Origin of the sequence: Desulforegula conservatrix Mb1Pa, from assembly GCF_000426225.1 — a bacterium.
GTDB lineage: Bacteria > Desulfobacterota > Desulfobacteria > Desulfobacterales > Desulforegulaceae > Desulforegula > Desulforegula conservatrix.
In genome coordinates, this window is the sequence record NZ_AUEY01000058.1 from 1 (window position 1) to 25,013 (window position 25,013).

Annotated in this window: 25 protein-coding genes; 10 read left to right on the plus strand and 15 right to left on the minus strand. The window is 42.8% G+C overall.

All coding sequences use genetic code 11. From position 1 onward, the window contains the following. The 6 genes from K245_RS0116320 to K245_RS0116345 all read right to left on the minus strand — a co-directional run. A partial coding sequence (locus tag K245_RS0116320; RefSeq protein WP_027360093.1) for a transposase occupies nucleotides 1-180 on the minus strand: 180 nt, incomplete at its 3' end. A 151-nt stretch (nucleotides 181-331) separates the two neighbouring features. Beyond that, entirely contained in the window at nucleotides 332-565 is a 234-nt protein-coding gene (locus K245_RS26880; protein WP_027360094.1) for a hypothetical protein, read from the minus strand. 14 nt (nucleotides 566-579) lie between these two features. After that, a complete protein-coding gene (locus K245_RS24960; RefSeq protein WP_027360095.1) occupies nucleotides 580-948 on the minus strand; it encodes a helix-turn-helix domain-containing protein in 369 nt (122 codons plus the stop codon). Between the two features lie 145 nt (nucleotides 949-1,093). Further along, complete coding sequence (locus K245_RS0116335) at nucleotides 1,094-2,779, minus strand: glutamine--tRNA ligase/YqeY domain fusion protein (protein ID WP_027360096.1); 1,686 nt, start codon at nucleotides 2,777-2,779, stop codon at nucleotides 1,094-1,096. 67 nt (nucleotides 2,780-2,846) lie between these two features. Beyond that, on the minus strand, nucleotides 2,847-3,014 hold the full coding sequence (locus K245_RS27790) for a hypothetical protein (protein ID WP_156906826.1): 168 nt from the start codon (nucleotides 3,012-3,014) through the stop codon (nucleotides 2,847-2,849). Nucleotides 3,015-3,167: 153 nt separating this feature from the next. Further along, the gene (locus tag K245_RS0116345) at nucleotides 3,168-4,802 is read right to left on the minus strand and encodes a hydantoinase/oxoprolinase family protein (protein WP_035277445.1); all 1,635 of its coding nucleotides are present in this window, start codon (nucleotides 4,800-4,802) and stop codon (nucleotides 3,168-3,170) included. 525 nt (nucleotides 4,803-5,327) lie between these two features. Between K245_RS0116345 and K245_RS0116350 the strand changes: the two genes are divergently transcribed. From K245_RS0116350 to K245_RS24965, 6 genes are all read left to right on the plus strand, one after another. Beyond that, nucleotides 5,328-6,230, plus strand: coding sequence for a metal ABC transporter solute-binding protein, Zn/Mn family (locus K245_RS0116350; RefSeq protein WP_027360098.1), 903 nt, complete (start codon nucleotides 5,328-5,330; stop codon nucleotides 6,228-6,230). A 5-nt stretch (nucleotides 6,231-6,235) separates the two neighbouring features. Further along, complete coding sequence (locus tag K245_RS0116355) at nucleotides 6,236-7,018, plus strand: metal ABC transporter ATP-binding protein (RefSeq protein ID WP_027360099.1); 783 nt, start codon at nucleotides 6,236-6,238, stop codon at nucleotides 7,016-7,018. Next, nucleotides 7,015-7,818: a metal ABC transporter permease gene (locus tag K245_RS0116360; RefSeq protein WP_027360100.1), complete on the plus strand. Its 804-nt coding sequence runs from the start codon at nucleotides 7,015-7,017 to the stop codon at nucleotides 7,816-7,818. Before K245_RS0116355 ends, K245_RS0116360 begins: the two co-directional genes overlap by 4 nt. A 185-nt stretch (nucleotides 7,819-8,003) precedes the next feature. After that, on the plus strand, nucleotides 8,004-8,453 hold the full coding sequence (locus K245_RS0116365) for a Fur family transcriptional regulator (RefSeq protein WP_027360101.1): 450 nt from the start codon (nucleotides 8,004-8,006) through the stop codon (nucleotides 8,451-8,453). A 351-nt stretch (nucleotides 8,454-8,804) separates the two neighbouring features. Beyond that, nucleotides 8,805-9,944, plus strand: a complete 1,140-nt coding sequence (locus K245_RS0116370) for a hypothetical protein (protein WP_027360102.1) — start codon at nucleotides 8,805-8,807, stop codon at nucleotides 9,942-9,944. Nucleotides 9,945-10,047: 103 nt separating this feature from the next. Next, a complete protein-coding gene (locus K245_RS24965) occupies nucleotides 10,048-10,386 on the plus strand; it encodes a DUF1294 domain-containing protein (protein WP_051284255.1) in 339 nt (112 codons plus the stop codon). A gap of 110 nt (nucleotides 10,387-10,496) precedes the next feature. Here the strand turns inward: K245_RS24965 and amrB are convergent, their stop codons facing one another. Then, a complete protein-coding gene (amrB, locus tag K245_RS0116380) occupies nucleotides 10,497-11,354 on the minus strand; it encodes an AmmeMemoRadiSam system protein B (RefSeq protein ID WP_027360103.1) in 858 nt (285 codons plus the stop codon). Nucleotides 11,355-11,623: 269 nt separating this feature from the next. Here amrB and nifU point away from each other — a divergent pair, with 269 nt between their 5' ends. Together nifU and nifS are read left to right on the plus strand one after the other, a co-directional pair. Beyond that, nucleotides 11,624-12,469, plus strand: a complete 846-nt coding sequence (gene nifU, locus K245_RS0116390; RefSeq protein ID WP_027360104.1) for a Fe-S cluster assembly protein NifU — start codon at nucleotides 11,624-11,626, stop codon at nucleotides 12,467-12,469. Beyond that, nucleotides 12,450-13,619, plus strand: coding sequence for a cysteine desulfurase NifS (nifS, locus tag K245_RS0116395; RefSeq protein ID WP_035277446.1), 1,170 nt, complete (start codon nucleotides 12,450-12,452; stop codon nucleotides 13,617-13,619). Before nifU ends, nifS begins: the two co-directional genes overlap by 20 nt. 135 nt (nucleotides 13,620-13,754) lie before the next feature. Here nifS and K245_RS0116400 read toward each other — a convergent pair whose 3' ends face one another. The 8 genes from K245_RS0116400 to K245_RS0116435 all read right to left on the minus strand — a co-directional run bounded on the left by K245_RS0116400 (nucleotide 13,755) and on the right by K245_RS0116435 (nucleotide 22,844). Then, nucleotides 13,755-14,141, minus strand: a complete 387-nt coding sequence (locus K245_RS0116400) for a PilZ domain-containing protein (protein WP_027360106.1) — start codon at nucleotides 14,139-14,141, stop codon at nucleotides 13,755-13,757. 438 nt (nucleotides 14,142-14,579) lie between these two features. Further along, nucleotides 14,580-16,544: a pyruvate carboxylase subunit B gene (locus tag K245_RS0116405; protein WP_027360107.1), complete on the minus strand. Its 1,965-nt coding sequence runs from the start codon at nucleotides 16,542-16,544 to the stop codon at nucleotides 14,580-14,582. 91 nt (nucleotides 16,545-16,635) lie between these two features. Further along, a complete protein-coding gene (locus K245_RS0116410) occupies nucleotides 16,636-16,836 on the minus strand; it encodes a hypothetical protein (RefSeq protein WP_027360108.1) in 201 nt (66 codons plus the stop codon). A gap of 64 nt (nucleotides 16,837-16,900) precedes the next feature. Beyond that, the gene (locus tag K245_RS0116415) at nucleotides 16,901-18,451 is read right to left on the minus strand and encodes an acyl-CoA carboxylase subunit beta (RefSeq protein WP_027360109.1); all 1,551 of its coding nucleotides are present in this window, start codon (nucleotides 18,449-18,451) and stop codon (nucleotides 16,901-16,903) included. A gap of 393 nt (nucleotides 18,452-18,844) precedes the next feature. After that, the gene (locus tag K245_RS0116420) at nucleotides 18,845-20,023 is read right to left on the minus strand and encodes a pyridoxal phosphate-dependent aminotransferase (protein WP_027360110.1); all 1,179 of its coding nucleotides are present in this window, start codon (nucleotides 20,021-20,023) and stop codon (nucleotides 18,845-18,847) included. Nucleotides 20,024-20,456: 433 nt separating this feature from the next. After that, complete coding sequence (gene tgt / locus K245_RS0116425) at nucleotides 20,457-21,569, minus strand: tRNA guanosine(34) transglycosylase Tgt (protein WP_027360111.1); 1,113 nt, start codon at nucleotides 21,567-21,569, stop codon at nucleotides 20,457-20,459. A 14-nt stretch (nucleotides 21,570-21,583) separates the two neighbouring features. Then, nucleotides 21,584-22,642 carry a tRNA preQ1(34) S-adenosylmethionine ribosyltransferase-isomerase QueA gene (gene queA / locus K245_RS0116430; RefSeq protein ID WP_027360112.1) on the minus strand — a complete coding sequence of 353 codons (1,059 nt, stop codon included), beginning with the start codon at nucleotides 22,640-22,642 and terminating at the stop codon, nucleotides 21,584-21,586. Nucleotides 22,643-22,649: 7 nt separating this feature from the next. Further along, on the minus strand, nucleotides 22,650-22,844 hold the full coding sequence (locus K245_RS0116435; RefSeq protein ID WP_027360113.1) for a DUF2065 domain-containing protein: 195 nt from the start codon (nucleotides 22,842-22,844) through the stop codon (nucleotides 22,650-22,652). A gap of 315 nt (nucleotides 22,845-23,159) precedes the next feature. Between K245_RS0116435 and gatB the strand changes: the two genes are divergently transcribed. Together gatB and K245_RS24970 are read left to right on the plus strand one after the other, a co-directional pair. Next, complete coding sequence (gene gatB, locus K245_RS0116440; protein WP_269545287.1) at nucleotides 23,160-24,632, plus strand: Asp-tRNA(Asn)/Glu-tRNA(Gln) amidotransferase subunit GatB; 1,473 nt, start codon at nucleotides 23,160-23,162, stop codon at nucleotides 24,630-24,632. A gap of 143 nt (nucleotides 24,633-24,775) precedes the next feature. Further along, the coding region (locus tag K245_RS24970) for a helix-turn-helix domain-containing protein (RefSeq protein WP_198013909.1) at nucleotides 24,776-25,013 on the plus strand (238 nt) is incomplete at its 3' end.

Consider the following 25,013-nt stretch of genomic DNA (forward strand, 5'->3'; position numbering starts at 1 on the left):
CGAAATAAGCATATGAACATGATCTGACATCAAGTGGCCTTCCAATATTGCACATTCTTTTTGCCTGGCCAAATATCGCCTCAATTCTGCATAAATAGTCTTTTTTCTATACTTTGTAATCCATACTATATGATACTTGCATTCCCAGGCACTATGGCTTAGGCTTTGTGTCTCGGTCATTGAAGTCTCCTTTAACTTTAGGCGGTTCAGTTATTGGAGACTTCTTCTTATTCCTGGATATGTCAAACTCTGTGAGTCCACCGGCAGAGCCGGGGGTTTACTTAGGATTAATTAACCATGGCAACATCGCAAAAAGCCCGATTCCCGGCATTCAGGCGCAGACCGTAATCCAGAATAATCTGAAAATACAAAGATGCCGGATATAATCCTGCATGACGCCACCGCTTTTTTTGACTTTTTGTGAGTTCATCAACCATACAAGGCAGTTCAAATCAATGCACCCTTCTTCGGTCAGTATTCTGTCAGGTTTGAGTATGACCTCAGGATAAAGCTTCCTAAATCTTTTTTCAAAAGCCCAGTTTGTTGTCGCTGTTTTGCCGTTCATAAGACCTGTTTCGGCTAAAAGGAAAGTTCCGGTGCAGGAGGCGCAATAAGGGCATTTTTTCTGTGCCAGCCCCAGAGCCAGTCTGAAAGGCCGTACGGCAGTTTACCCCTGAAATCGAAGGGAGACAGAAATCCGGGAATAAAGATAAGATCGGTTTTTCTGATATCCTGAATCGGGCAGTGGGGCTGAATCATAACCCGTCCTTCGCCTTCAACAGGCCGTCCATCTATTGTAACCACATCCCAGGTGAACTGGCTTGAGGCCGCTTTTCCCGGAGACTGCATTGGGCTTGCGTACCTATTCGCTATGGAAAAGGCGTCTATTGAAAAGACGATTCCGGACATGGAGCAGTATGGCAGTGCTAAAAAAGTAATATGCGCCATGTTTTTCCCCTCCATGCCTTAATAAAGTCTTATATGGCGTGATTTATATCATATTAGCCTTTTATTGGAATTATACGCAAGGACATTACATGAATCAATGCGTGGTATCATCTCAAAAATAGACACCACGCGCCATAAAATCTTGTTATTTCCCGGAAGCCTTTGCCCAGGAATCTCTCAAACCTATAATCCTGTTGAATACAAGTCCATCAGGCTTTGAATCTTTGGAATCCGAACAGAAATACCCCTGGCGCTCAAACTGAAATTTTGTCCCTGGCTCTGCTTCTGAAACAGAAAGCTCTACAGGACAGTTTTTAAGTATTGTCAGAGACTCAGGATTTATGAATTCAAGAAATTCTTTTTCTTTGTCTGCTTCTGGATTTTCAACGCTGAAAAGACGGTCGTAAATCCTTAGTTCAGCACGAGCGCATTTTGCAGCAGAAACCCAGTGAATCGTACCTTTTATCTTTCTGCCGTCAGGAGTGTTGCCGCCTTTTGTTTCAGGATCATACACGCATCTTACTTCTGTAACCTCTCCGGTTTCAGGATCCTTAACGACTCCTGTGCACTGAACAATATAAGCGTATCTCAGACGGACTTCCTTACCAGGAGTAAGACGATGAAAACCCTTCACTGGTGTTTCCATGAAGTCATCCTGCTCGACATAAATCTCCCTTGAGAAACAAATCTTATGGGTTCCTCTTTCAGGATAAAGAGGATGATTCTGAGCTTCGAATTCTTCGATCTGGCCATCAGGATAGTTTTCAATGGTAATTTTAAGAGGCCGGAGAACCGCCATTGCCCTTGGAGCGCGCTCATTAAGATCTTCCCTGATGCAATGCTCAAGGAGTGCCATATCGACCATGCTGTCTCTTTTGGCAACCCCTATTCTATCGCAGAAATCACGAAGCGCGTCAGGTGTGACGCCCCTTCTCCTGAGACCTGAAATAGTCGGCATTCTTGGATCATCCCAGCCATCAACCACACCGTTTTTCACAAGAGCAAGGAGCTTTCTCTTGCTCATGATCGTATAGCTGAGATTGAGTCTCGCAAATTCAATCTGCTGGGGATGACATGGCGTTTTCAGCTCATCGAGCACCCAGTCATAAAGGGGTCTGTGATCTTCAAATTCAAGGGTACAGACAGAATGAGTGATTCCTTCGATCGCGTCAGAAATGCAGTGCGTATAATCGTACATCGGATATATGCACCATTTGTCACCTGTTCTATGATGATGAACCTTTCTGATTCTGTATATAACTGGATCCCGCAGATTTATGTTAGGAGAAGCAAGATCGATTTTAGCCCTAAGAACGTGGGAGCCTTCTTCAAACTCTCCATTTTTCATTCTATCTAAAAGATCCAGATTCTCTTCCACGGATCTTTCTCTATAAGGGCTTGCTTTGCCAGGCTCAGTGAGTGTGCCTCGGTTAAGGCGCATTTCTTCCGCGCTCTGGCTGTCGACATATGCCTTGCCTTTTTTGATCAGTTCAACTGCATAGTCATAAAGCTGATCAAAATAATCAGAAGCATAGTATTCTTTTGCTCCCCATTTGAAGCCGAGCCATTTAACGTCTTCAATGATGGAATCAATATATTCGACTTCTTCCTTTTCAGGATTTGTGTCATCGAATCTGAGATGGCACTCGCCATTTTGTTCAAGAGCAATGCCGAAATTGAGGCATATGGATTTGGCGTGACCTATATGCAGATAACCATTCGGTTCAGGAGGGAAACGGGTGACGATCTTTTTATGCTTCCCTGCCTCAATATCCGCGGCAACTATTTCACGAATGAAATCAGACGGCCTGTTTGTATTTTCTTCTGACATCAGCTTTCCTTTTAGTGATCGCCCCTGCCCTCTTCAATAAGGGATTTAATCCGAATGGATCAGGGATTCATATTTCTGAATCGTCTTTGATGATTTTTTTAGTCTCTGTCTTGGATTTTTTTCTGTCATAATCCTTTTCAGATTTATGATCTGTCCCAGGCCTTGGAATCGGAATCCTGAGGATTCCAAAATAATCGCTTTTGTCCTTGGGCATCTTGTTCTTTCTGTCTTTCATAAAACTTCTCTTAAAATATTAATAATTTGCACATAATGCTTGCAATAATGCTTTTGACGGCTACTATTCGCTTTTTTGTAAAAAAGCTCTGCAAAAAACTTTTATAATTTTTGATTTTAGAAATCTGCAATCCCAAATCATAAATATTATTAGTTATTCCTTATGAGCAAACACAGCCCCCAAAGCATTCCCTACTTCATAATAATCAGGGAAAATAGCCTTGGTCTCAAGTGAGTCCGCGACATAAGGAAGCAGATATCTGGCGGCAGCGCCCATTCCGATAATAGGCATGTTCAGTTTAAAGGTTACATCCAGCAGACTGGTTCCTTTTATTCCACCAAGAAATCCTGTCATTCTGAAACCCATTTCCTTCTGAACAACATGCTCGACAATGGAATCCCGGATCTTGTCACCCGTGGTTTTTATTATTTCAGTACAGAAATCTTCGGATGAAAGACCAGAAATTTCAGAAAGAATACCCGCAGCCTTGACAGCCATGTCAACATTACCGATATCAAGGGTCCCAAGAACATGAAGCGCGTCAGTCGGAGTAAAGCCTATCTCCATGACAAGCTGCATTCTGACTAACTGCTCAAGAATAGAGTCAAGGGTTATCTCGGATATTCCAAGAGCCTCACCTATCGCATCAGGAGAAGAAGGACCTTTTTCTCCAAGATATGTCATGACAGGTTCTGAAAGAGCAAGAGCCGGTTCTACATCAGGGGCAAGCGCAAGGCAGGTCATCTTTCCAGATGAAAGCCAGTCAAGGGATTTGAGCATTTTGCCAGCCATGGAAACCGGCAGAACCCTGCATGGTCCAACAGATATTTTCCCAGAACCATCAAAGGCAACTTTGCTGTCTCCGCCACATCCTACCGTATGCATTTCAACAGCGTCGACATGGGTTTCCCACTCGCCGATTATGCTGCCGTCAGAACTTATGACTGGTTTTCCGCCTCTTATCATTGTTATATCTGTCGTTGTTCCGCCGACATCAATAACAATCGCCTCGGCACCGCCTGACGGCAACGCGCCGTATATTGCCGTGGCGGCAGGGCCGCTTGCAAACGTGGAAGCAGCTTCAGAAGCAGCCTTTTCAAGATCCATGAGCAGACCGTCACCACGAACTATCATGATCTTTCCGGTAAACCCTTCTGAATACAGGGCATGATTCATGCTCTTAAGAAAGTATTCCATAACAGGCATCAGGCTGGCATTAAGAACAGCGGTTGCAGCCCTTTCCTTCATCCCTGGTTTTTTACTTATCTGATGCGAAAGAAATACAGGCTTGGGATCCATCATCTGGATCGCCTTTGCAGCAATAAGTTCATGCGCCGGATTCTGAATACTCATGGAAGCTGTTACGGCATAGGCATCGACCATTCCCCTAAGAGCTTCTATTCCGTCCACAAGCATCTCAAGATCCAGCTTGTTTTCTTCTTCACCTGTAAATGTATGACCGCCGGGAACATATCTAATGGAGAGGGCCGGAAGATCAAGCGGCTTGGTCTGTCCTATTACAAAAAGCCCTACCCTTGATCCCCTGTCTTCAACAACTGCGTTCGTTGCAAGCGTTGTGGAAACATGAACCTCAGCAACTCCTGAAAGATCTTTCAGACGGCCTTCCATAAGTTTTTTGAGGGCAGAAGTAATCCCGAGTGAAAGGTCATAATGTGTAGTTGGAGTCTTGGCAGATGCGAGTACTTTTCTGCTGCTTTTGTCAACAAGAACAGCGTCCGTATATGTCCCGCCTGTATCTATGCCTATTATAAGTGAATTTGAATTCACGACAATCCCTCACTTCAGTCTGAATAATGATTAAAAAACCGATATTCTTTTATATCTTATATATATGGTCATGCAATTTAATTTTACCTGCCTAAGATAAACGCCAATAACAACAATGCAAGAATCAAACTTAAAAATTAGTAATACATGAGTTTTTTGTGGGGCTTTTTCAGTAAAAAGAGGCGACCGCAAAAAATATTGTAATTCTGTCCTATTTTCAGTTATGAGCGTCTTGTATGGTTAATTTGCCGTCAAAAAAGGCCCGATTCGTAGGGTGCTCAAGCTCTAAGGCTTGCGCACCAGATGCGTGTGCCTTCGGCGAGTCGCTTTTTAAAAAAAGCTCCGCAAAAACTTTATGAATATGTCATATGCCTGGAAAACAACCATTTCTTTAGAGGCGTCCTGAATAATTACATTTAAATTTGCAACTGAGTTGCATTTTTTATTTCAAAGCCATATTATTCTTAAAAATCATCCTCTACAAATCAAATATCGAATCAGAAATAACAGGCAAAGGATACGGACATGAAGAATAACCCACTTATTATCATTGCATTATTTGCGATGATGCTACCTCTGACTGTTTACCAGGCCTTAGCTTCTGAAAAAAAAATGCCGGTTTTTGTCAGCATTCTGCCCCAAAAATATTTTGTGGAAAAAATAGGGGGCAATCTGGTTGAAGTCAGTGTAATGGTCGAACCTGGTGCAAATCCTCATACCTATGAGCCAAAACCAGCCCAGATGATCAAGCTTTCTTCATCAAAAATATTTTTTACGATAGGCATAAACTTTGAAGATATCTGGCTGAAAAAAATCACGGCAGCCTCTCCTGATATAAAAATTGTCAGGACAGATGAAGGTATACAGAAACTTGTAATGGATGAAGATGGGCATGAGGGTGAATCCGGCGATGATAAAAAATCTCACAACCATGAAAAAGGCGAACCAGATCCTCATATCTGGCTTTCACCCAAGCTTGTTCTTAAGCAGGCTGAAATTATTAAAAACGCCCTTATCGAAACTGATCCTGTAAATTCCAAAATTTACGAAAAAGGACATCTTGATTTTGAAAATGAAATAAAAGCTCTGGACTCAGAGCTTACTTCTGTTTTCGAAAAAACAGAAAATCGCAAATTCATAGTCTTTCACCCTTCATGGGGCTATTTTGCCAAGGCTTATAATCTTGAACAGGTTCCCATAGAAATTGAAGGGAAACAGCCAAAACCAGCTCAAATGAAAAATCTGATAATCACTGCCAGAAATCTTGGCATAAAAATGGTGTTTGCCCAGCCACAATTCTCGACCCAGACTGCGGATACAATCGCAAGGGAAATTGGAGGAAAGGTTGCTTTTGCTGATCCACTTGCGGAAAACTGGGCAGAAAACCTGAGAAAAACCGCTTCTCAGTTCAAGAATGAGGCAAGGTAAATATCATGAATACTCAATCATCAATTCCTGCAATAGAGATAAGCAATCTTGGCTTTTCATACAAAGATTCCGAACCTGCTCTTGCAAACGTAAATTTTAAAATTCCGGAAAATGATTTTGTCGCTGTCATTGGGCCAAACGGAGGCGGCAAGACAACTCTAATCAAACTGATCCTCGGCCTACTTCAGCCATCAACAGGCAACATCAAAGTTTTTGGTTCGGCGCCAGAAAAAAACAGCCACAGAATCGGTTACGTTCCCCAGGAAACCAGTATAAACATAGACTTCCCCATATCTGTTCTTGATGTGGTTAAAATGGGCAGACTGAAACCATTCAAAGGCCCTTTCGGAACAAACAGGGAAGATATTGATCATGCAGTCCAAACCCTTGATCTTCTTGGGATGAAGGATTTTCTCAAACGAAGGATCGGAAGTCTTTCAGGAGGCCAGAGACAAAGGGTTTTCATAGCCAGGGCCCTTGTATCCGACCCCGACGTTCTTATCCTTGATGAACCTACAGCAAGTGTTGACACCAAGGGCCAGACAGAACTCTATGAAAGGCTGGCTGGTTTCAACAGCAAAAAGACCATAATCGTTGTAAGCCATGACCTTATGGTCATATCCACCTACGTCAAATCCGTGGCATGCGTGAATCGCGAAGCATACTACCATTGCCACGCAGAACTCACACCCAACATGCTTGAAATGGCATACAAATGCCCTGTTGATCTGGTTGCCCACGGCTTCCCTCACAGGGTTCTTCAACCTCACGGAGATAAAACAAAATGATGGAAGCCCTGGGATTTGAATTCATGAGAAACGCCATCATGGCAGGACTTCTCGCCAGCCTGGCCTGCGGAATAATAGGCTCTCTCGTTGTGGCAAAAAGAATAGTCTTCATATCAGGCGGAATTGCCCATGCCGCCTACGGTGGAATAGGCATAGCATTTTTCTTTGGCCTTCCTTATATGGTCGGCACACTCGGATTTTCCCTTGTTGTTGCCATCGTCATGACCTTCCTTACCCTCGACAACAAGCACAGGGCAGACACGGTGATCGGGGTTCTATGGGCAGCCGGAATGGCGCTGGGGGTTGTGCTTATAGATCTTACTCCAGGCTACAATGTGGATCTGATGAGCTATCTCTTCGGCAGCATACTTGCCGTAACACCGGACGATCTTTACATGATGTCCTTAATGTGCCTCATCATAATTTTCATGGTTGTCTTTTTCTATAACGATTTTCTTGCCATGTCATACGATCCTGATTTTGCCAGACTCAGAAGAATTCCCGTTAGACTCCTTTATGCAATCCTTCTTGTAATGATAGCAGTATCAATAGTCATGGTAATAAAGGTAGTGGGACTGATCCTCGTGATAGCCCTTATGACCATACCACCCTACATGGCAGAAAAAAAATCCGTATCCCTCGGCCAGATGATGGTGATTTCAAGCATTCTAAGCGCAGTCTTTACCCTGGGAGGCTTATGGATATCCTACGCCTTTGATATAACATCAGGAGCCGCCATAATTCTGTTCGCATCAGCAGCTTTTGCAGTATTCTTCATAAAAGAAAAAGGAAAAGTATAAATACTGAAAACTGCTTTAAAAGACGCGGATCGCTTTTTTAAAAAAACTCCGCAAAGGGCTTTTGGATTTTGAAGTCGGATTTTAGATGGAATATATAGTCGTAGGGTGATCAAGCCGCAAGGCTTGCGCACCATAAGAATGATTCACAAAACAAGTCAGATAGTAATTTCCAGGGCGGTTCAAGCATGTGTACACAATGCGATTATAACAAACTGATGTCGGAATGCGGCCTGAAACCCTCTCCAAGAAGGGTCATGCTAATGTCTGTTATAGGATCAAGCGGACGGCCCCTTACTGCCTCAGAAATCCACAGCATAGTTCTTGAAACCGAAAGCATGGATCGCGTAACCGTTTACAGAATCCTCGATACTCTTGTAAAATACGGTCTGGCTGAAAAAATAGGCAGCCCTGACGCAAGATCCTTTTTCTATGGCCTGTCACCAAGCAGCCTTCATCCGGCTCACCCCCATTTTTTCTGTAGAATGTGCGGAAAAGCAAAATGCCTTAGCCCATCCATTGTGCCAGACGTCTCAAGAAACGAAATCAAATCCATGATTCCAGGAATAACAGAAACAGTGCAGATCAATATTGCCGGTGTCTGCTCAGAGTGCCTTACAGAAGAAAAAAGCCTTTAAAATAAGGAATGGAAGCTTGAGTTGAGATGCCTTGTATGGTTAATTTGCCTTAAAAAAAGACCAATTCGTAGCTCGGATTAGAGCGTCCTTTGCTCGTAATCCGACATTGATCCGAATACCTCCGGCGAGGCTTTATAACCCAATCGACCAAAGTCAGACGAAGCGTATTCGCTCGGCTGTTTTGAAGTTGATAGGGCGAGTGCCTCGAGCGGGTCGCTTTTTTGTAAAAAAGCTCCGCAAAAAACTTTAGGAGTTTGGATGATATCTTCAAAGTTCAGATAAAACCCCAAAAGCTAACAGCCAAAATATGATGAATATGTTAGCAAGCTTCACTGGAGATATGAGCCTATTATGAAAACAAAAAGATATATAATTGATGTCTTCATACTGCTTGCTCTTTTTGTATGCCTGGCTGGATGCAAAGCAGGAAATAGCATTGACTATTCAACTAAGCCTACCGCGACCACCACAAAAGGTGATTATGATTTTTCTGAGGGCAAAATTTATGTAACCAATCAAATAAAACAAACAATAAGCATGGCGAACATAGACGGCAGCGGAGGTGTTAGCCTTGGCAGTATTAATACGCATATGATTAGCCCTGTTGATATAGTTGTAGATAGCTCAAGGGAGAAAATTTTTATTTCTAATGCCGAGGGGGGAGACGTTTTTAAGGCGAATCTTGATGGATCAGAAAGTATCGATACTCGAGCTACTTGCATGGTCGGTGAAGACTGGTCTGTTGCAATGACTTACACGCTTGAAATAGATCCTGTTATTGGCAAACTATACGTTAGCGGGTTAAAATCAAAAATGGTTAATAAGCGAGTATATGTCAGAGGAGATGATCCCACTGTAATTATTCAGGCAAATCTTGATGGAAGTGATAAAAGATTTATTGCGCAGGATATTCTCAAAAAAATTGATCCTGAAAGCAAGCATATCATGCTTGGAGGTATAGATGCCAAACACAGGACAATGTATTTTTGGTATCGTGATACAGTAATTATGGGAAAGATGGATAACAATGAAATTAAAATGATTAGAAAAGGCGTTATAGGGAATTTTGCCATAGATCCCGAAAATGAAAAAATTTACTGGATTACCTGGCAAGAGAATCCATATGATTCTATGACTTCAAATAAGATTCCCGATAAAGCGCTGAAGTCTCTGGATAATATGAAGGAATTTGTATATTCGAAACATGAATCAGGTAAATTCTATATTCACCGCACCAATTTAGATGGCAGCGACCTGCTCAACCTCGGTGATATGAATGGATTGTTGGATCAACCAACAAGCATAGCTTTAGATCCGGTGAATAAAAAAATGTATATAGGCAACGGGGGCAACAGTACAATAATCAGGGCAAATCTTGATGGCACCAGTGCGGAAAACCTGGGAAACCTCAATGGAACTGTTGATCATCCGAGGGGTATCGCCATACTCCCACCGGGTGTTGTGGAAAAACCTAAAAACTCTAAAGAATGACACAAATACACGCACAATCAGACGCAGGCAAACACCGGTTCCAATAGAAAGCCAGCAACTATCGTTAATCAGAAACTAAAATATAAAAACACTCGAGTTCATTATGATAGCCACATCAATTTCATTACTGTTTTTAACCGCCCTCGGCTCTTCCGTATTCTTCGGGAAACTGCCGAATATTGTCTTCATTATATATATGGTGATGAGCGTCATTGCCTTTATTGCTTACGGCCTGGACAAATCCGCAGCTAAAAGAGACAGATGGCGGACGCCTGAAAAGACTCTCCAGCTAATGGGGCTTTTATGCGGATGGCCTGGGGCTATTGCAGGCCAGAAGTTCTTCAGACACAAATCTAAAAAAACATCATTCCAGATTGTTTTCTGGATTTCTGTCATTTTCAATTGTTCTGGCCTTGCTGTGTTTTATTTTAAAGGGATATAAAACAGCCTTACTTGCTTCCAAATTCCCAAAACCATAAAGTTTTTTGCCAAGCTTTTTTACAAAAAAGCGGCCCGCAAGCACCTCTTTAAAATCTTCCGATACAATACGGATCAGATAAGAATCCCTGCATATCCCACAAAGCTGTCTGACTGCATTATGTCATTGCTTGTATAATAATCCATCAGAACTGCAGGAGCATTGATTCCGGCTTCTGAAACAGCTGCCGCAAAAGCTGCGACCGACCCTGGACAGCAGGCGCTATGATTGTAAAGAGCTTCCTTTATTATAGCCTCAGGATCAAGGGAACAGGCTTTTTTAATGAATCCTGCGTCATTCACATTCTTGACCCAATCGACGGCTGCCGCTCCCCTGCCCTTTGGAGAAAAGGCATAATTAGCGCCATAATGGGTAAGATCTGTGGATGATACTATCTTGATCTTTCTGCCAAGCTTTTCTGCGGAACGGACAACCTGCCTGCCTGCTATGAGTGCAGCCTCAGATGGAGGAACTCCGATGCCCACAACCTTTACATCACCGAAAAAGAATCTGATGAAAGGCATTTGCAGCTCAATTGTGTTATCCCTGATAAAATTTCCCCAGCCCTTTTCGAATTTGAGTCCTGATTCCGACTCAAAATCAGAGGCAAAATCTTCATCAACTTTAAGTGTTCCAAAAGGAGTTTCCCATTCGCCTCTGTCTGTCAGACAGGGTTTGGACATGGTGTGCATGTGCATGCCGAATACAACAACCAGATCAGGTTTTTCACCCTCACTCAGAAGCCTTATGGCGTTACAGGCTATTTTGCCCGAATAAAACCATCCTGCATGCGGCACAACTGCGGCAAATGCCGGACGACCAATACTTTCAACTCCCTTGAATTCGGAAACAAAAGCATTTATGTCTCTTTTGCATTTTTCTGCGTCAAGAGGGTACCAGCTTCCTGCAAACATTGAGTCTTTGAGTTTCATGGCATTCTCCTCCAAATAATAATCAAGCAAATGAGATATATCTCTTTTAAGCGTCTAAAATGGAGAAACAGGCGAAAAAAACCGTTTTTTTGGCACTTCTTAAACTTTTCTTTCAAAAATTGATGCTTAATGTAGTATATAAATTTTCTTTGTTTGAAAATACTAAGTTATTTTCCGAAGTCAAATATCCGGCGGCTTGAAAAGAAAATTGATATAGAATTCCGCCGTAAAAATATTTTGGATCCATAAGAAGGTCAGGAGAAAAAATCATGTGGGATTATACTGAAAAAGTAAAGGAACACTTCCTCAATCCGAGGAATGTCGGAACCATCGAAGATGCGGACGGAGTTGGCGAAGTTGGCTCCATTGCATGCGGCGATGCTCTTAAGCTTACTTTCAAGCTTGATGAAAACAAAAAAATTAAAGATGCCAGATTCCAGACCTTTGGATGCGCGAGTGCGATTGCATCATCTTCAGCTCTTACTGAAATGATAAAAGGCCTGACTCTTGATGAAGCAGAAAAAATCACCAACGAGGACATCGCTGACTATCTTGGAGGTCTTCCAAAGGAAAAAATTCACTGCTCTGTCATGGGAATGGAAGCTCTTGAAAAAGCTATTTCCAGCTACAGGGGAACTCCTGAAAAAATAGTTGAAGGCATTGAAGTGTGTCACTGCTTCGGCGTAACTGACATAGAAATTGAAAAAGCTGTCAAGGAACACAATCTCAAGACCCTTGATGAAGTAACAGGCTATCTTAAGGCTGGCGGCGGCTGCGGTAATTGCCATGACGAAATTCAGTCTATAATTGACAAATTTATTGACGGGCCCAAGAAATCTGCGGTCAAACTTTCTGGAATGACAACACTCCAGAAAATAAGGCTTATTGAAGAGACCCTTGAAAAAGAAATCAAGCCTGCTCTTTTGAAAGACGGCGGCGACATTGAACTCGTGGATGTTGACGGCACAACCGTTTTTGTAAGACTCCAAGGATCGTGTGCTACATGCAGCAGGTCAAAAATTACATTAAAAAACCATGTTGAAGCTAAACTGAGGGAAAAAGTGGTGCACAATCTGGTGGTTGAGGAGGTTGTTGATGAAGCCCGTATATGTTGATAATAACGCCACCACTAAAGTAGCGCCGGAAATAGTCGAGGCAATGCTGCCATTTTACACCGAGATGTATGGCAATCCTTCAAGCATGCATACTTTCGGCGGACAGGTTGCCTCGCATATAGAAAAAGCAAGAAAGCAGGTGGCTTCTCTTCTTGGCGCGCTTCCTGAAGAGATTATTTTCACTAGCTGCGGTACTGAGAGTGATGGAGCTGCAATCAGATCGGCGCTTCACACTCAGCCGACAAAAAACCATATCATAACAACAATGGTTGAGCACCCTGCCATAAAAACCCTTTGCGAGACACTTTCAAAGCATGGGTTCAGGATAACAACAGTTCCTGTTGACAACCGTGGCAGACTCGACATGGATTTTCTTACAAAGAATCTCACTGACGACACAGCAATAGTCAGCGTAATGTGGGCAAACAACGAAACAGGAACAATTTTTCCTGTGGAGGAAATTGCGGAATTATGCTCACAGAAAGGAATACTTTTTCATACTGACGCTGTTCAGGCTGTTGGCAAGATAGACATGGATCTTTCAAAAACAAAGATAGACATGCTTTCGCTTTCAGGCCATAAGCTACATGCTCCGAAAGGAATTGGCGCACTGTATGTCAGGAAAGGAACAAAATTCACGCCCTTCATGATTGGCGGGCATCAGGAAAAAGGCAAGAGAGCAGGAACTGAAAACGTAGCATCGATTGTTGCGCTTGGAAGAGCATGTGATTTTGCAAGAGAAAGCATGGAAAAGGAAAACACCTATGTGAAAATGCTTAGGGACAAGCTTGAGACTACACTCACAACCATCATCCCAAAAGCAGTCGCAAATGGTGACCTTGATAACAGGCTGCCTAACACATCCAGCATAAGCTTTGAATTCATTGAGGGAGAAGCTATTCTTCTGATGATGAACGAACTGGGAATCTGCGCATCATCAGGATCAGCGTGTACATCAGGATCTCTCGAACCTTCTCATGTACTCAGAGCAATGGGCGTTCCATACACTGCCGCCCACGGAACAATAAGATTCAGCCTGAGCATTTATAATACAGAAGAAGAAATTGATTTTATAATTGAAAAACTTCCTCCTATTATTAAAAGACTGAGATCAATATCTCCTTACTGGGACAAATCCTGGGATTTTTAATTTTATTGAGAAGCATCTGAAAAATTCTTTTCCGTAAAATCATCCTAAAAAACAACAAAAGCCCGGGATTTTCATCCCGGGCTTTTTGATTTCTTGTTTATTGATCAGATCAGTGCAGAAATTTTTTTGAATCGATTAGAAAGTTCTGATGTATTGCCTAAGCCTGTCCTTGAGTTCGTCAGAAATATCCTGAAACTGGCAACCAAATCCCAAATGAGAAAATTCGCTATTGTCCAGCACCCATTTGACTTCAAGGCTCAAACCAGTCATCTCGTCAAACGGAGGTTCACCTATTATGTTCAGTATCACAAGCTTATCAAGACTGCAAAGCTTTCGGAATCCGCGTCTCAGCGTACTAAAACCAAGGCCGCCTTCACTGAAGTTCATGACAGTAGCATCGAATTCTTCCGCAGAAGTCACGTCTCCTTTATCAGCTTTGCCAGACATAATAAGTATTCTGGTTTCGGCCCTCTTGTCCTTTGGCAGTATAATTCTCGTGTATTTTCTGTCTTTTATGCTCATCGCGCCAACTGATTTCTTTATTTTTGAAAATTCCGTTAGAAAAGCCGTTTTCAGGCTTTCAGGAGTGAATTTTATCTGTAATCTTTTTTTGCCGGTGCCACCGGCTCTAACGATGATGGTTATATAAAATACAAGACAATTTTTTACCAGTAAAAACTCGGCAGATGACGATTCTGAAGCGCAGAATATATATTATATTTATTGAATAATTCCATTTTATTTCAGAAAAACCTTTTTGAAAAGGCTGCGTCAGGTTAAATCTTGATGGTCTCGCAAAAAGTCAGAATAAGGCGTCAGCGTCATGCCGGACTTGATCCGGCATCGTTGTATTTTCAGACACTTCTGGGTTCCGGTCTTTGCCGGATGCTAAAACTGGACTTTTTGCGGCTTAGCCAAATGTTGATGGACTAACAAAAAGTCAAATATATCCGCACAAATTCACTGCTCAATCACAGCAAGCACAGCGTTTTTCTGAACCGAATCACCTGGATTGTAACCTATGGATTTTACAGTTCCGCTGACAGGAGTGGCTATGGCATTTTCCATTTTCATTGCCTCAAGGACAACAATGGTATCGCCTTTTTCAACATGATCGCCTTCTTTTTTCTCATAACGGACAATCATTCCTGGCATCGGGGCTGATATGACAATGCCTGACTCTGAAGCCGGAGTCCTCTCTACTGATTCATGCCATACAGCGTGGGTATGATGCTCCTGAGCGTGTGAAGAAGTATCCGGTCTTACAAGTTTGATATCCCTTAAAACCGGCTTTTTGGAAGTATCGTCAACCCACACCTCGTAAACATCGCCTTCAACAGCCACTTTAAATTTTTTGGCCCTTGATCCTATCCCCTTTGGAGGAGCATCTTCTTTTTTAGCTGAACCGTTTTTAAGTCCATCCTCCCGGCATACGCCGTCCGCAGCGGATGGAGACTGAAATCCGTTTAAAGGGGCATTTTCCCTGCCATACTTCCATTTAAGAAATTTTCGACCTGTCACAGGAAACATGGCATAAAGAATGACATCTTCAGCTCTGTCCGAAACATCTGAGATCTCTTTTCTTGCCTTTTCGAGTTCAGGCTCGAGGACTTCTGCTGGCCTGCATGTAATTGGAGTCTCTCCGCGGGAATAGCTGACAAGCGCTTTTTTCTGGACATCAGTATCAATTGCCACCGGTGTCTTGCCATAAAGTCCGTAGCAAAGATCCTTCACCTGATCAGTCACCATCTTGTAGCGCTCTTCATCAGTATCAAAAAGAACATTATTCAAAGTCTGGGTTCCGATAATCTGGCTGGAAGGAGTTACAAGCGGAGGCTGGCCAAGCTCTTTTCTGACCCTTGGAAGCTCTTTGTAAACGTCTTCAAGCTTGTCAATATTACCCATTTCCTTGAGCTGATTAACAAGATTAGACAGCATGCCACCAGGAGTCTGGTGAAGAAGAACATTGATGTCTATTATCGACATTTTGGTGTCATCAAGATATTGCCTGTATTTGGGCATAACGTCTTTTTCAAGAATTTCATTGATCACACCAAGCTTGCTTATATCAAAACCAGTGTCCCTGTTAGTCCCAAGAAGGGACATGACAAGCGGCTCTACGGCAGGATGGGAAGTTCTGTACGCATATGGAGTCATGCATGTGTCAATAATATCGACGCCCGCTTCAATGGCTTTAAGATGCGTCATCGGAGCCATGCCTGAAGTGAAATGCGTATGAAGGAGTATTGGTACTTTTACGCTCTGTTTCAGAGAGCTGATCAGATCATAGGCGTCATAAGGAGCGAGAAGACCGGCCATATCCTTGATGCATATACTGTCAGCCCCCATGCTCTCAAGCTCTTTTGCTTTCCCAAGAAAATATTCAATATTATATACGTCACCGCCCATGCGCGGCTCTGTTATGGTATAGCAGATGCATCCCTGAAAATGTTTGCCGCATCTCTTGATGACAGGCACGACAGCTTCAAAATTCCTATAGTCATTCAGCGCGTCGAACGTTCTAAAAATATCCATCCCATTTTCAGCCGTTTTTTCCACAAATGCCTCTACAAGATCATCGGCATAGTTTCTGTACCCCACCAGATTCTGACCGCGTAAAAGCATGGACATGGGGGTTTTCTTGAAATGAGCCTTCAGGGTTCTTAGTCTGTCCCATGGATCTTCATTCAGAAATCTGTGCATTGAGTCGAATGTAGCTCCGCCCCAGGTTTCAACAGCCCAGAACCCCACCTCATCCATTAGTTCAGCGACCCTCAGCATATCCTCGGTTCGTCCCCTTGTTGAAAATAGGGATTGGTGACCGTCTCTTAGACTGAGGTCCATTATTTTAAGGGGATTTTCAGCAGCCAGTCTTGCCTGAGAATAGTTCAAATCTGTGGTATTAAGCCTGGAATGAGAGCTCATGAATAAACCTTGATTAAATAATTTTTGCGCGGCCCTGTTTTTTTAAATGCAGTATTGAGTAACAAGCAGGGCATATATGGGAAGGGGTATATCAGTAATACATTGTGCCAGTAAATGTCCTAAGCTGCATTAGTACTCTTTTCCTCATCTCGTGTTCCCGGGCTGAGGTTGTCCAGACACTGGGCTTTATAATCTTGGCATAGCCCTTTGGTTCTTCCTCGGTCTGGATATAGGCAGCTACAGCAGCCATTATTGCAGCCATTTTCTTTTTTGGGACATTACTGTTTTCCATAACACTGATACCTCTTTATGGTTATTGAACCCGACAATTTATAGAGAACAAATCCCTGTAATTGTTACAAAGGAATATTTCCATGTTTCTTTGCCGGTCTTGCTTCCCTCTTTGTGCTCATGACTATGAGTGCCGAAGCGATCCTTGCCCTTGTTTCAGAAGGAACTATGACAGCATCCACAAAACCTATGGAAGCTGCGCAGTAAGGATTCGAGAAAAGTTCTTCATATTCTTCGATCTTCTCTTTTCTCTTTTCATGTGGAACTGCGGCATCCTTTATTTCACGTCTGTGGATTATGTTTGCCGCGCCCTCCGCGCCCATTACAGCAATTTCCGCGCTCGGCCAGGCAAAAACCATGTCTGCGCCAAGATGCTTTGAAGACATTGCTATGTAAGCTCCGCCATAAGCCTTTCTCGTTATCAGCAGAAGCTTTGGAACAGTGGCTTCTGAATAACTCCATAAAAGCTTTGCGCCGTGCCTTATTATCCCTGCCCATTCCTGCTGTGAACCAGGAAGAAATCCAGGAACATCGGCTATTGTCAGAATGGAAATATTGAAAGCATCGCAGAATCTTATGAAACGGGCCGCCTTGTCAGAAGCATCTATATCAAGGCATCCTGAAAGACTCATGGGCTGATTGGCAATTATGCCGACAACCCTGCCCCCGATTCGTGCAAAGCAAATTATTATATTTGTAGCAAAAAACTCCTGGGGCTCGAAAAAATAGCCGTTGTCAACAATAGAGGCTATTACCTGCTTCATGTCATAGGGCATGGAAGAGCTGTCAGGAATTATCGTGTCAAGCTCAGGGCATGACCTAAGTGGATCATCGCCCGTATCTTCATACGGAGGATCTTCCATATTGTTTGAAGGAAGAAAAGACAGCAGGCGTTTCACATTCTGAATCGTGTCCCTGTCGTCCTCGCAGGCAAAATGGGCAACACCGCTTTTCTCGCTGTGCGTTATTGCTCCGCCAAGCTCTTCAAACGATATTTCCTCGCCTGTCACTGCCTTGATAACATCAGGGCCAGTTATAAACATATAGCCGGAATTTTTAACCATGAAGACAAAATCCATCATGGCCGGAGAATATACGGCGCCTCCTGCTGTCGGCCCCATTATTGCCGCAATCTGCGGAATAACACCTGATGCTGCCGCATTTCTGAAGAATATTTCCCCAAAACCTCCGAGTGCTATAACGCCTTCCTGGATTCTTGCTCCGCCCGAATCATTCATAGCGACAAATGGCGCGCCAGCCTTCATCGCAAGATCCATGACCTTGCATATTTTCTTTGCGTGCATCTCGCCGAGTGTACCTGCATGGCTTGTGAAATCCTGGGCATAGGCAAACACTGTTCTTCCATCCACAAGGCCGAAGCCGGTAATGACGCCATCAGATGGAATTTCAACCTTATCCATGCTGAAATTATGGCATCTGTGGCCCACAAACATATCGAGTTCCTGAAAAGTACCAGGATCAAAAAACAGATCAAGGCGCTCTCTTGCTGTCAGCTTCCCTTTTTTTCTGAGCTTTTCAACGGCATCTGCGCCCCCCATTTCGAGGACCTTCTGCTCTCGCTCCTTAAGCTGTTTTATTTTTTCTTCAACACGCATATTAAAAAACTCCGGTACATGCACTGACTTGTTCCGCCCCAAAATCAAACTGTCTAATCAAATTAGACATAAGCGTAAAGAATCTTCAAGCTCTGCCCCAAGCATGATTCATGATAATAAAAAAACAAAACTTTGAACGCTTTTTTAGCCATAGTTATCAGGCGAAGATGTTTTTCGGCGGAAAAGCTTATGCCATGCTAAATTCATCACGCGATTTGAATATAACGTCAAGTAAAAGTAAATGTAATCAAGGTCGATAAAGCACTCAGAACAATACCAAACTTCGCATTCAAGCATAAACTGTCAACCTGATAGAGCTGAGAAACATTGAATTCCTTGAATACACCGGCCTCAGATCCAGATCGCACAGATATGCCTGAATGCGAAATTAAATTAAAACTTTTCCCTTACCCTTTTGAATCCAGGCATCGCATTTATGATTGTTTTGTCATCCACGCAGAATGCTATCCTGAAATGCCCTGGCCCCATAAAGCCCGAACCAGGAACTACAAGAATCTGTTCTTCCTGAAGCGCCTGGACGAATTTCACGTCGTCAGCAATCGGAGATTTTGCAAAAAGATAGAATGCTCCAGGAGGAGTTACAAATTCATAGCCAGCTTCCTTTAGTCCGTCACAAAGGAGCTTACGCTTCTTTGCGTATGCGCTGATATCGACAACAGCGCCCTGAATCGCCGCAACGGCCCTCTGCATAAGAGCAGGAGCATTGACAAATCCAAGAATTCTGTTTGCCAGAGCCATACCGCCAATTAGCTGGGTTTTATATTCAGCTGCTGGATTCACGGCAATAAAGCCGATTCTCTCGCCTGGAATTGAAATATCCTTGGAATATGAGGTGGCGAGGATGGTATTTGCATAGCAAGGAAAAACCGCCGGAACAGATGCTCCATCATAAACAATTTTGCGGTAAGGTTCGTCCGTAAGAAGATAAATTACCCGTCCCAGAGATTCGCTTTTCTCCTTTAAGATCTTCCCAAGCTTTTCAAGGCTGTCCCTGCTGTAAATCTGACCAGTTGGATTGTTAGGAGAGTTTATGAGAACAGCCTTTGTCTTTTCAGAAATAGCGCTTTCAATGGCCGCAAGATCAAGAGTAAAGTCAGAATTTGTTTTTACTGTCTTTATTGACCCGCCATGATTATCAGCATAAAAATTGTATTCCACGAAATACGGAGCAGGAACAATAACCTCATCGCCTGCATCAAGAATGGTCTTGAAAATAACATTGAGGGCGCCTGCGGCTCCGCAGGTCATGATAATATCATCCCCAGTCAGGGCTGTTTCCTGTTCTTTAGAGACAAATTCAGCGACAGAAGCCCTTGCCGAAGGAATTCCGGTATTCGGCATATAGGCATGAGCACCTTTTCCTGCCGAGTTGATGGACTCAATCAGGGCAGCGTGGAAAGATTCCGGCGGCTCAAGGTTTGGATTTCCAAGGCTGAAATCAAATACATTTTCAGCTCCGTAAATTCCTTTCAGTCTTGCGCCTTCCTCGAACATCTTTCTTATCCATGAGGCACGACCTATAAAATCCTCTATCTTCTTTGAAATTGTCATAAAAGGCTCCTGTATATTATTTAAGATATTATCTAACAGTTCAGTATTTTGTATATTTTTGCCTTAAAGCAAATATAAGCTTTAAAAATAAATTTTGCGCTATCAAAGCCTTGGTGCGCAAGCCCTGCGGCTTGAACACCCTACGACCAATTAATTTCAGATCGTAGATTTTTGATTTTAAAATCCTGTCAACTACAATCAAAAATCCAAACTAAAAAACCAATAAAGTTTTTTGCGGAGCTTTTTTACAAAAAAGCGACCCGCCGGAGGCATTTTTGATTTCTGATTGGTGATTTTTGAAATATTGACCTATTTCCATCATTCATAAATCCAAATTCTAAAATCCTGATGTCTGATTACGAGCAAAGGACGCTCTAATCAGACCCACGAACCGGCCTTTGTCCATACAAGGCAAAAACATCAACTATAAGACTCAACTTCTCTTAGCATAGAATTCTTTTCTAAAGGCATCATACCTGTCTTCACGGATTGCCGACCTTATTTCCTTCATTAGATTAAGATAATAATGAAGGTTGTGAATGGTGTTGAGCCTGTAGGCCATAAGCTCCCGTGATTTATAAAGATGCCTCAGATAAGACCTCGAATAGTTTCTGCATGTGTAGCATCCGCAGTTTTCATCGACAGGTGAATTATCCAGAGTATGACAGGCATTAGAGATATTAACTGCTCCAAAAGAAGTGAAGAGCTTGCCATTCCTAGCATTTCTGGTTGGCATCACGCAATCGAACATGTCAGCGCCGAGGCCCACAAGATCGACAAGGTCCTCCGGAGTGCCTACTCCCATTATATATTTTGGCTTGTCGTATGGAAGAAGCGGAATGGTGTGATCAGCCATCTCAAGCATCGTGTTTTTTGGTTCTCCGACGCTTAATCCGCCGATTGCATAACCTGGAAAATCAAGCTCCCCGAGCTGCATTGCCGACTCTTTTCTAAGATCAGGAAACATTCCACCCTGAACAATGCCAAACAGTGCATTATCCCTTTTCCTGTTTTCAGACCAGAATGTCCTGCACCTTGAAGCCCATCTCGTGGTCAGCTCAAGACCTTTTTTTGCGGCCTTATGATCAGCTGGATAAGGCAGACATTCATCGAGACACATGATTATATCGGAATCGAGGGATAGCTGAATTTCCACCGATTTTTCAGGAGAAAAAAAATGGCGGGAACCATCTATGTGGGACTGAAAAGCAACGCCTTCTTCGGTGAATTTTGCGAGCTTGGCAAGGGAAAAAAACTGAAATCCGCCGCTGTCCGTGAGTATTGGCCTGTCCCATTTCATAAAATCATGCAGGCCGCCGAAAACATTCACGACATCCATTCCAGGCCTTAAATACAGGTGGTAAGTATTGCCCAAGATAATGGCAGCGCCGCAATCCTTAAGCTCTTCAACAGAAACAGCCTTGACTGATCCGGCTGTTCCCACAGGCATGAAAATAGGGGTCTCAATATCTCCCCTTTCTGTCTTAATTATTCCGCATCTTGCTCTTGTGTCTGATGATGCTGATAAAACTTCAAATGAAAACAATAAACACCTCAAAATCAGGTTATAAGCATGGCATCGCCATAGCTGAAAAATCTGTAATTCTCTCTTATAGCTTCCTGGTATGCTTCAAGTATGAAATCACGATCTGCAAAAGCAGAAACAAGCATCAAAAGAGTTGATTCAGGTAGATGAAAATTTGTCAAAATGGCATCAACAACCCTGAATCTGTATCCAGGATAAATAAAAATGTCGCAGTATCCGGACGAAGGCTTAAGAATCCCATTTTCTGAAGCTGCAAACTCGAGAGTTCTGACAGATGTAGTGCCAACAGCGACTATTCTTGAGCCGGAGGCTTTTGCGGTATTTATTATTTCAGCTGTCTCTGCGCTTATATCAAACCATTCGGAGTGCATTCTGTGATCCCTGATGTCATCACATCTAACAGGCACAAATGTTCCGTATCCGACGTGCAGGGTTATTTTTGCTATTCTGACTCCTTTTAGCTCGAGCCTTGACATCAATTCAGGGGTGAAATGAAGTCCTGCAGTAGGAGCAGCCACAGCTCCTTTATTTTTTGCGTACACGGTCTGATAGGAATCATGATCTTCGGAATCAGGAGCTTCATCCCTTTTGATATAAGGAGGAAGGGGAAGCTGACCGTTTTTTTCGAGTGCTTCGTCAATGGGAAGTCCGCTGTCGAATCTTACCCTGAAAATGCCTTCAGACCCATCTACAACTATTCCGAAAAAATCATGGTCAAAAATAATTTTGAGCCCTGGCTTTGCTCCTTTTGAAGCTTTTACAAGACACTGGCATTCAAACACGCCAGTTTCAGTGAAACTCTTCATGCCTGATGCATAGTCAAGGATAAGAACCTCGACCTTTCCGCCTGATTCCTTCTTTCCCAAAATACGTCCTGGAATTACTTTGGTATCATTTAGAACAAGCACATCACCGGATTTAAGTTTTCCCTCCAGATCAGTAAAGCCGTGGTGTGAAAAAGTCTTTTTATCCCTTTCAAGGTGTATCAGCCTTGAATGAATACGTTTCCCTGCCGGCTTGTGCGCTATCCTGTCATCAGGAAGATCGTAAAAATAATCAGAAAGTGAATACATAAAAAGCCTAGGAAAGAACGCACTTGCCGACATAAACCAGGGCAAGTCCTATAAACATGAGAAAAAACCCGAAAATCCGCAGCTGCTTGTCTGGCAAAATCAGCATTGCAGTCACAAATTTTTTCATTTTATCTGGAAAACCGAAGTAAGGAAGACCTTCGATTATCATTACCATTCCAATAACTGTCAGAAAAAACCCCACTTAGAGACTCCTGTATGAATTAAAAACCTTTATTTATATTATTCAGGTCTGTTTCTTGTCAAAGAAAAACATCATTTCCATCACCTGATATTTGTTCTGGAAGCTCTGACTACATTATAATAATGCCTTATTTCATGAGGTAAAATCCCTTGACTAAAAGAAAGGAATGGGAGAAAGTTTGTGTCTTTAATGGTTTTTATAGATTTTTTTTGTGGAGCTTTTTTACAAAAAGGCGACCCGCATGAGGCATTAGCGGCTACTAATACCATAGCATTTTCATTTTTTTGCGAATAAATACATTGATCCGGGAATAACATCCCCGAATCCAACAATCATAAATGTTTCAATGAGGTTACAATGGAATTTGAACCCGTAATAGGCCTTGAGGTTCACGCCCAGCTTAAAACTAAGACCAAGATTTTTTGCGGATGCTCCACTGAATTCGGTGCGCCGCCAAACAGCAACACTTGTCCTGTATGCCTTGGAATGCCTGGAGTTCTGCCTGTTCTTAATAAAACAGCTGCCGAATATGCCGTGCGCATGGCCCTTGCAACAGGTTGCACAATAAATAACAAAAGCAGATTCGCCAGAAAAAACTATTTCTACCCTGACCTTCCCAAAGGTTACCAGATTTCCCAGTATGAGCTTCCTGTTGCAGAGCATGGTCATGCGGATATAGTTCTCGAAGACGGCACAAAAAAACGTATCGGCATTACGAGAATCCACATGGAGGAAGATGCCGGGAAATCAAGCCATGATGCGATTCAGCCAATAAGCAGGGTTGATCTTAACAGAGCCGGAACTCCGCTAATTGAGATTGTAAGCGAGCCTGACATCAGAACCCCTGAAGAAGCTGGCGCATATCTTAAAACAATCAGAGCGATACTCAGATATCTTGATATTTGCGACGGAAACATGGAAGAAGGCAGTTTCAGATGCGACGCAAATGTTTCCGTCAGACCCAAAGGCCAGAAGGAGTTCGGCACAAGGACAGAGCTTAAAAACATAAACTCTTTCAAGTTTGTGGAAAAGGCAATCCAGTACGAGATAAACAGGCAGCAGGCTGTAATTCTTGACGGAGGAAAAATAGTCCAGGAAACAAGACTTTGGGATTCCGCTAAAAACAAAACCTTTTCCATGCGCGGGAAAGAAGATGCCCACGATTACAGGTATTTTCCAGATCCTGATCTTCCGCCGCTTGTTTTCAGCGCTGCTTTTATAAATGAAGTCAAGGCAGATCTTCCTGAACTTCCTGACCAGAAAAAAGCAAGATTCATCGAAGAATTTGGCCTTCCTGCATATGATGCGGATGTACTTACATCAGCGAGAGAGACAGCCGAATATTTCGAAATTTGCGCAAAGATTTCAGGAAACGCCAAGCTCGCCAGCAACTGGATCATGGGAACTCTCATGAGGGTTCTGAATGACAAAAATATCGAAATAACTGAATCACCTGTAAGCGCAGAGAATCTTGCAAAAATTATTAAACTGCTCGATGCCGGAACTATTAACGCAAAAATTGCTAAATCCGTGTTTGATGAAATCTGTGAAAACGGCGGAGATCCTGAAACCATAATAAAGGACAAAGGACTTGTTCAGGTTTCTGATACTGGGGCCATAGAAGAAGCGGTTGATACGGTTCTAAAGGAAAATCCTGCCGAAGTTGAGGCTTACAAGGCTGGAAAAACAAAACTCATAAGTTTCTTTGTCGGAAAAATAATGAAACTCATGAAGGGCAAGGCAAACCCGGCTGTTGTGAATCAGATCCTGGAAGAAAAGCTGAAATAGGAATGCCTCCGTTTGCCTATTTTGTACGTAATCCGACCCAGAATTTTTGATTTTAGAATTTGGATTTATGATTGATGATAAAAGACTAATTCCATTTCTAAATCAAGTATGCAATAATAGCCGCAAAAGACATGGAGGCGGCAATGGCAAGAAAAGCAAGTGGAATAGAGATACTTGATCAGGCAAAAGAGATTTTATCAAAGGCAAAGACAGTCAATGAATTAAGAAGAGCTCAGGCTGTAATATTACCGTTGGAATTTGGATTATCACTTTCTCAGACAGCAATGATTTTAGGCGTTTCTGTCGGATGGGTATGTCGTTTAAGAAGACAGTTTATCAATAAAATCCCAGCAAAGAAAGAGCACGGAGGCCGCAGAAGGG

Excerpts from the sequence above, each read along its gene's own strand:
- K245_RS26880 (WP_027360094.1), bottom strand. The coding sequence starts at position 565 with ATGAACGGCAAAACAGCGACAACAAACTGGGCTTTTGAAAAAAGATTT.
- K245_RS24960 (WP_027360095.1), bottom strand. The coding sequence starts at position 948 with ATGGCGCATATTACTTTTTTAGCACTGCCATACTGCTCCATGTCCGGA.
- K245_RS0116335 (WP_027360096.1), bottom strand. The coding sequence starts at position 2,779 with ATGTCAGAAGAAAATACAAACAGGCCGTCTGATTTCATTCGTGAAATA.
- K245_RS27790 (WP_156906826.1), bottom strand. The coding sequence starts at position 3,014 with ATGAAAGACAGAAAGAACAAGATGCCCAAGGACAAAAGCGATTATTTT.
- K245_RS0116350 (WP_027360098.1), top strand. The coding sequence starts at position 5,328 with ATGAAGAATAACCCACTTATTATCATTGCATTATTTGCGATGATGCTA.
- K245_RS0116355 (WP_027360099.1), top strand. The coding sequence starts at position 6,236 with ATGAATACTCAATCATCAATTCCTGCAATAGAGATAAGCAATCTTGGC.
- K245_RS0116360 (WP_027360100.1), top strand. The coding sequence starts at position 7,015 with ATGATGGAAGCCCTGGGATTTGAATTCATGAGAAACGCCATCATGGCA.
- K245_RS0116365 (WP_027360101.1), top strand. The coding sequence starts at position 8,004 with ATGTGTACACAATGCGATTATAACAAACTGATGTCGGAATGCGGCCTG.
- K245_RS0116370 (WP_027360102.1), top strand. The coding sequence starts at position 8,805 with ATGAAAACAAAAAGATATATAATTGATGTCTTCATACTGCTTGCTCTT.
- K245_RS24965 (WP_051284255.1), top strand. The coding sequence starts at position 10,048 with ATGATAGCCACATCAATTTCATTACTGTTTTTAACCGCCCTCGGCTCT.
- amrB (WP_027360103.1), bottom strand. The coding sequence starts at position 11,354 with ATGAAACTCAAAGACTCAATGTTTGCAGGAAGCTGGTACCCTCTTGAC.
- nifU (WP_027360104.1), top strand. The coding sequence starts at position 11,624 with ATGTGGGATTATACTGAAAAAGTAAAGGAACACTTCCTCAATCCGAGG.
- nifS (WP_035277446.1), top strand. The coding sequence starts at position 12,450 with ATGAAGCCCGTATATGTTGATAATAACGCCACCACTAAAGTAGCGCCG.
- K245_RS0116400 (WP_027360106.1), bottom strand. The coding sequence starts at position 14,141 with ATGAGCATAAAAGACAGAAAATACACGAGAATTATACTGCCAAAGGAC.
- K245_RS0116405 (WP_027360107.1), bottom strand. The coding sequence starts at position 16,544 with ATGAGCTCTCATTCCAGGCTTAATACCACAGATTTGAACTATTCTCAG.
- K245_RS0116410 (WP_027360108.1), bottom strand. The coding sequence starts at position 16,836 with ATGGAAAACAGTAATGTCCCAAAAAAGAAAATGGCTGCAATAATGGCT.
- K245_RS0116415 (WP_027360109.1), bottom strand. The coding sequence starts at position 18,451 with ATGCGTGTTGAAGAAAAAATAAAACAGCTTAAGGAGCGAGAGCAGAAG.
- K245_RS0116420 (WP_027360110.1), bottom strand. The coding sequence starts at position 20,023 with ATGACAATTTCAAAGAAGATAGAGGATTTTATAGGTCGTGCCTCATGG.
- queA (WP_027360112.1), bottom strand. The coding sequence starts at position 22,642 with ATGTATTCACTTTCTGATTATTTTTACGATCTTCCTGATGACAGGATA.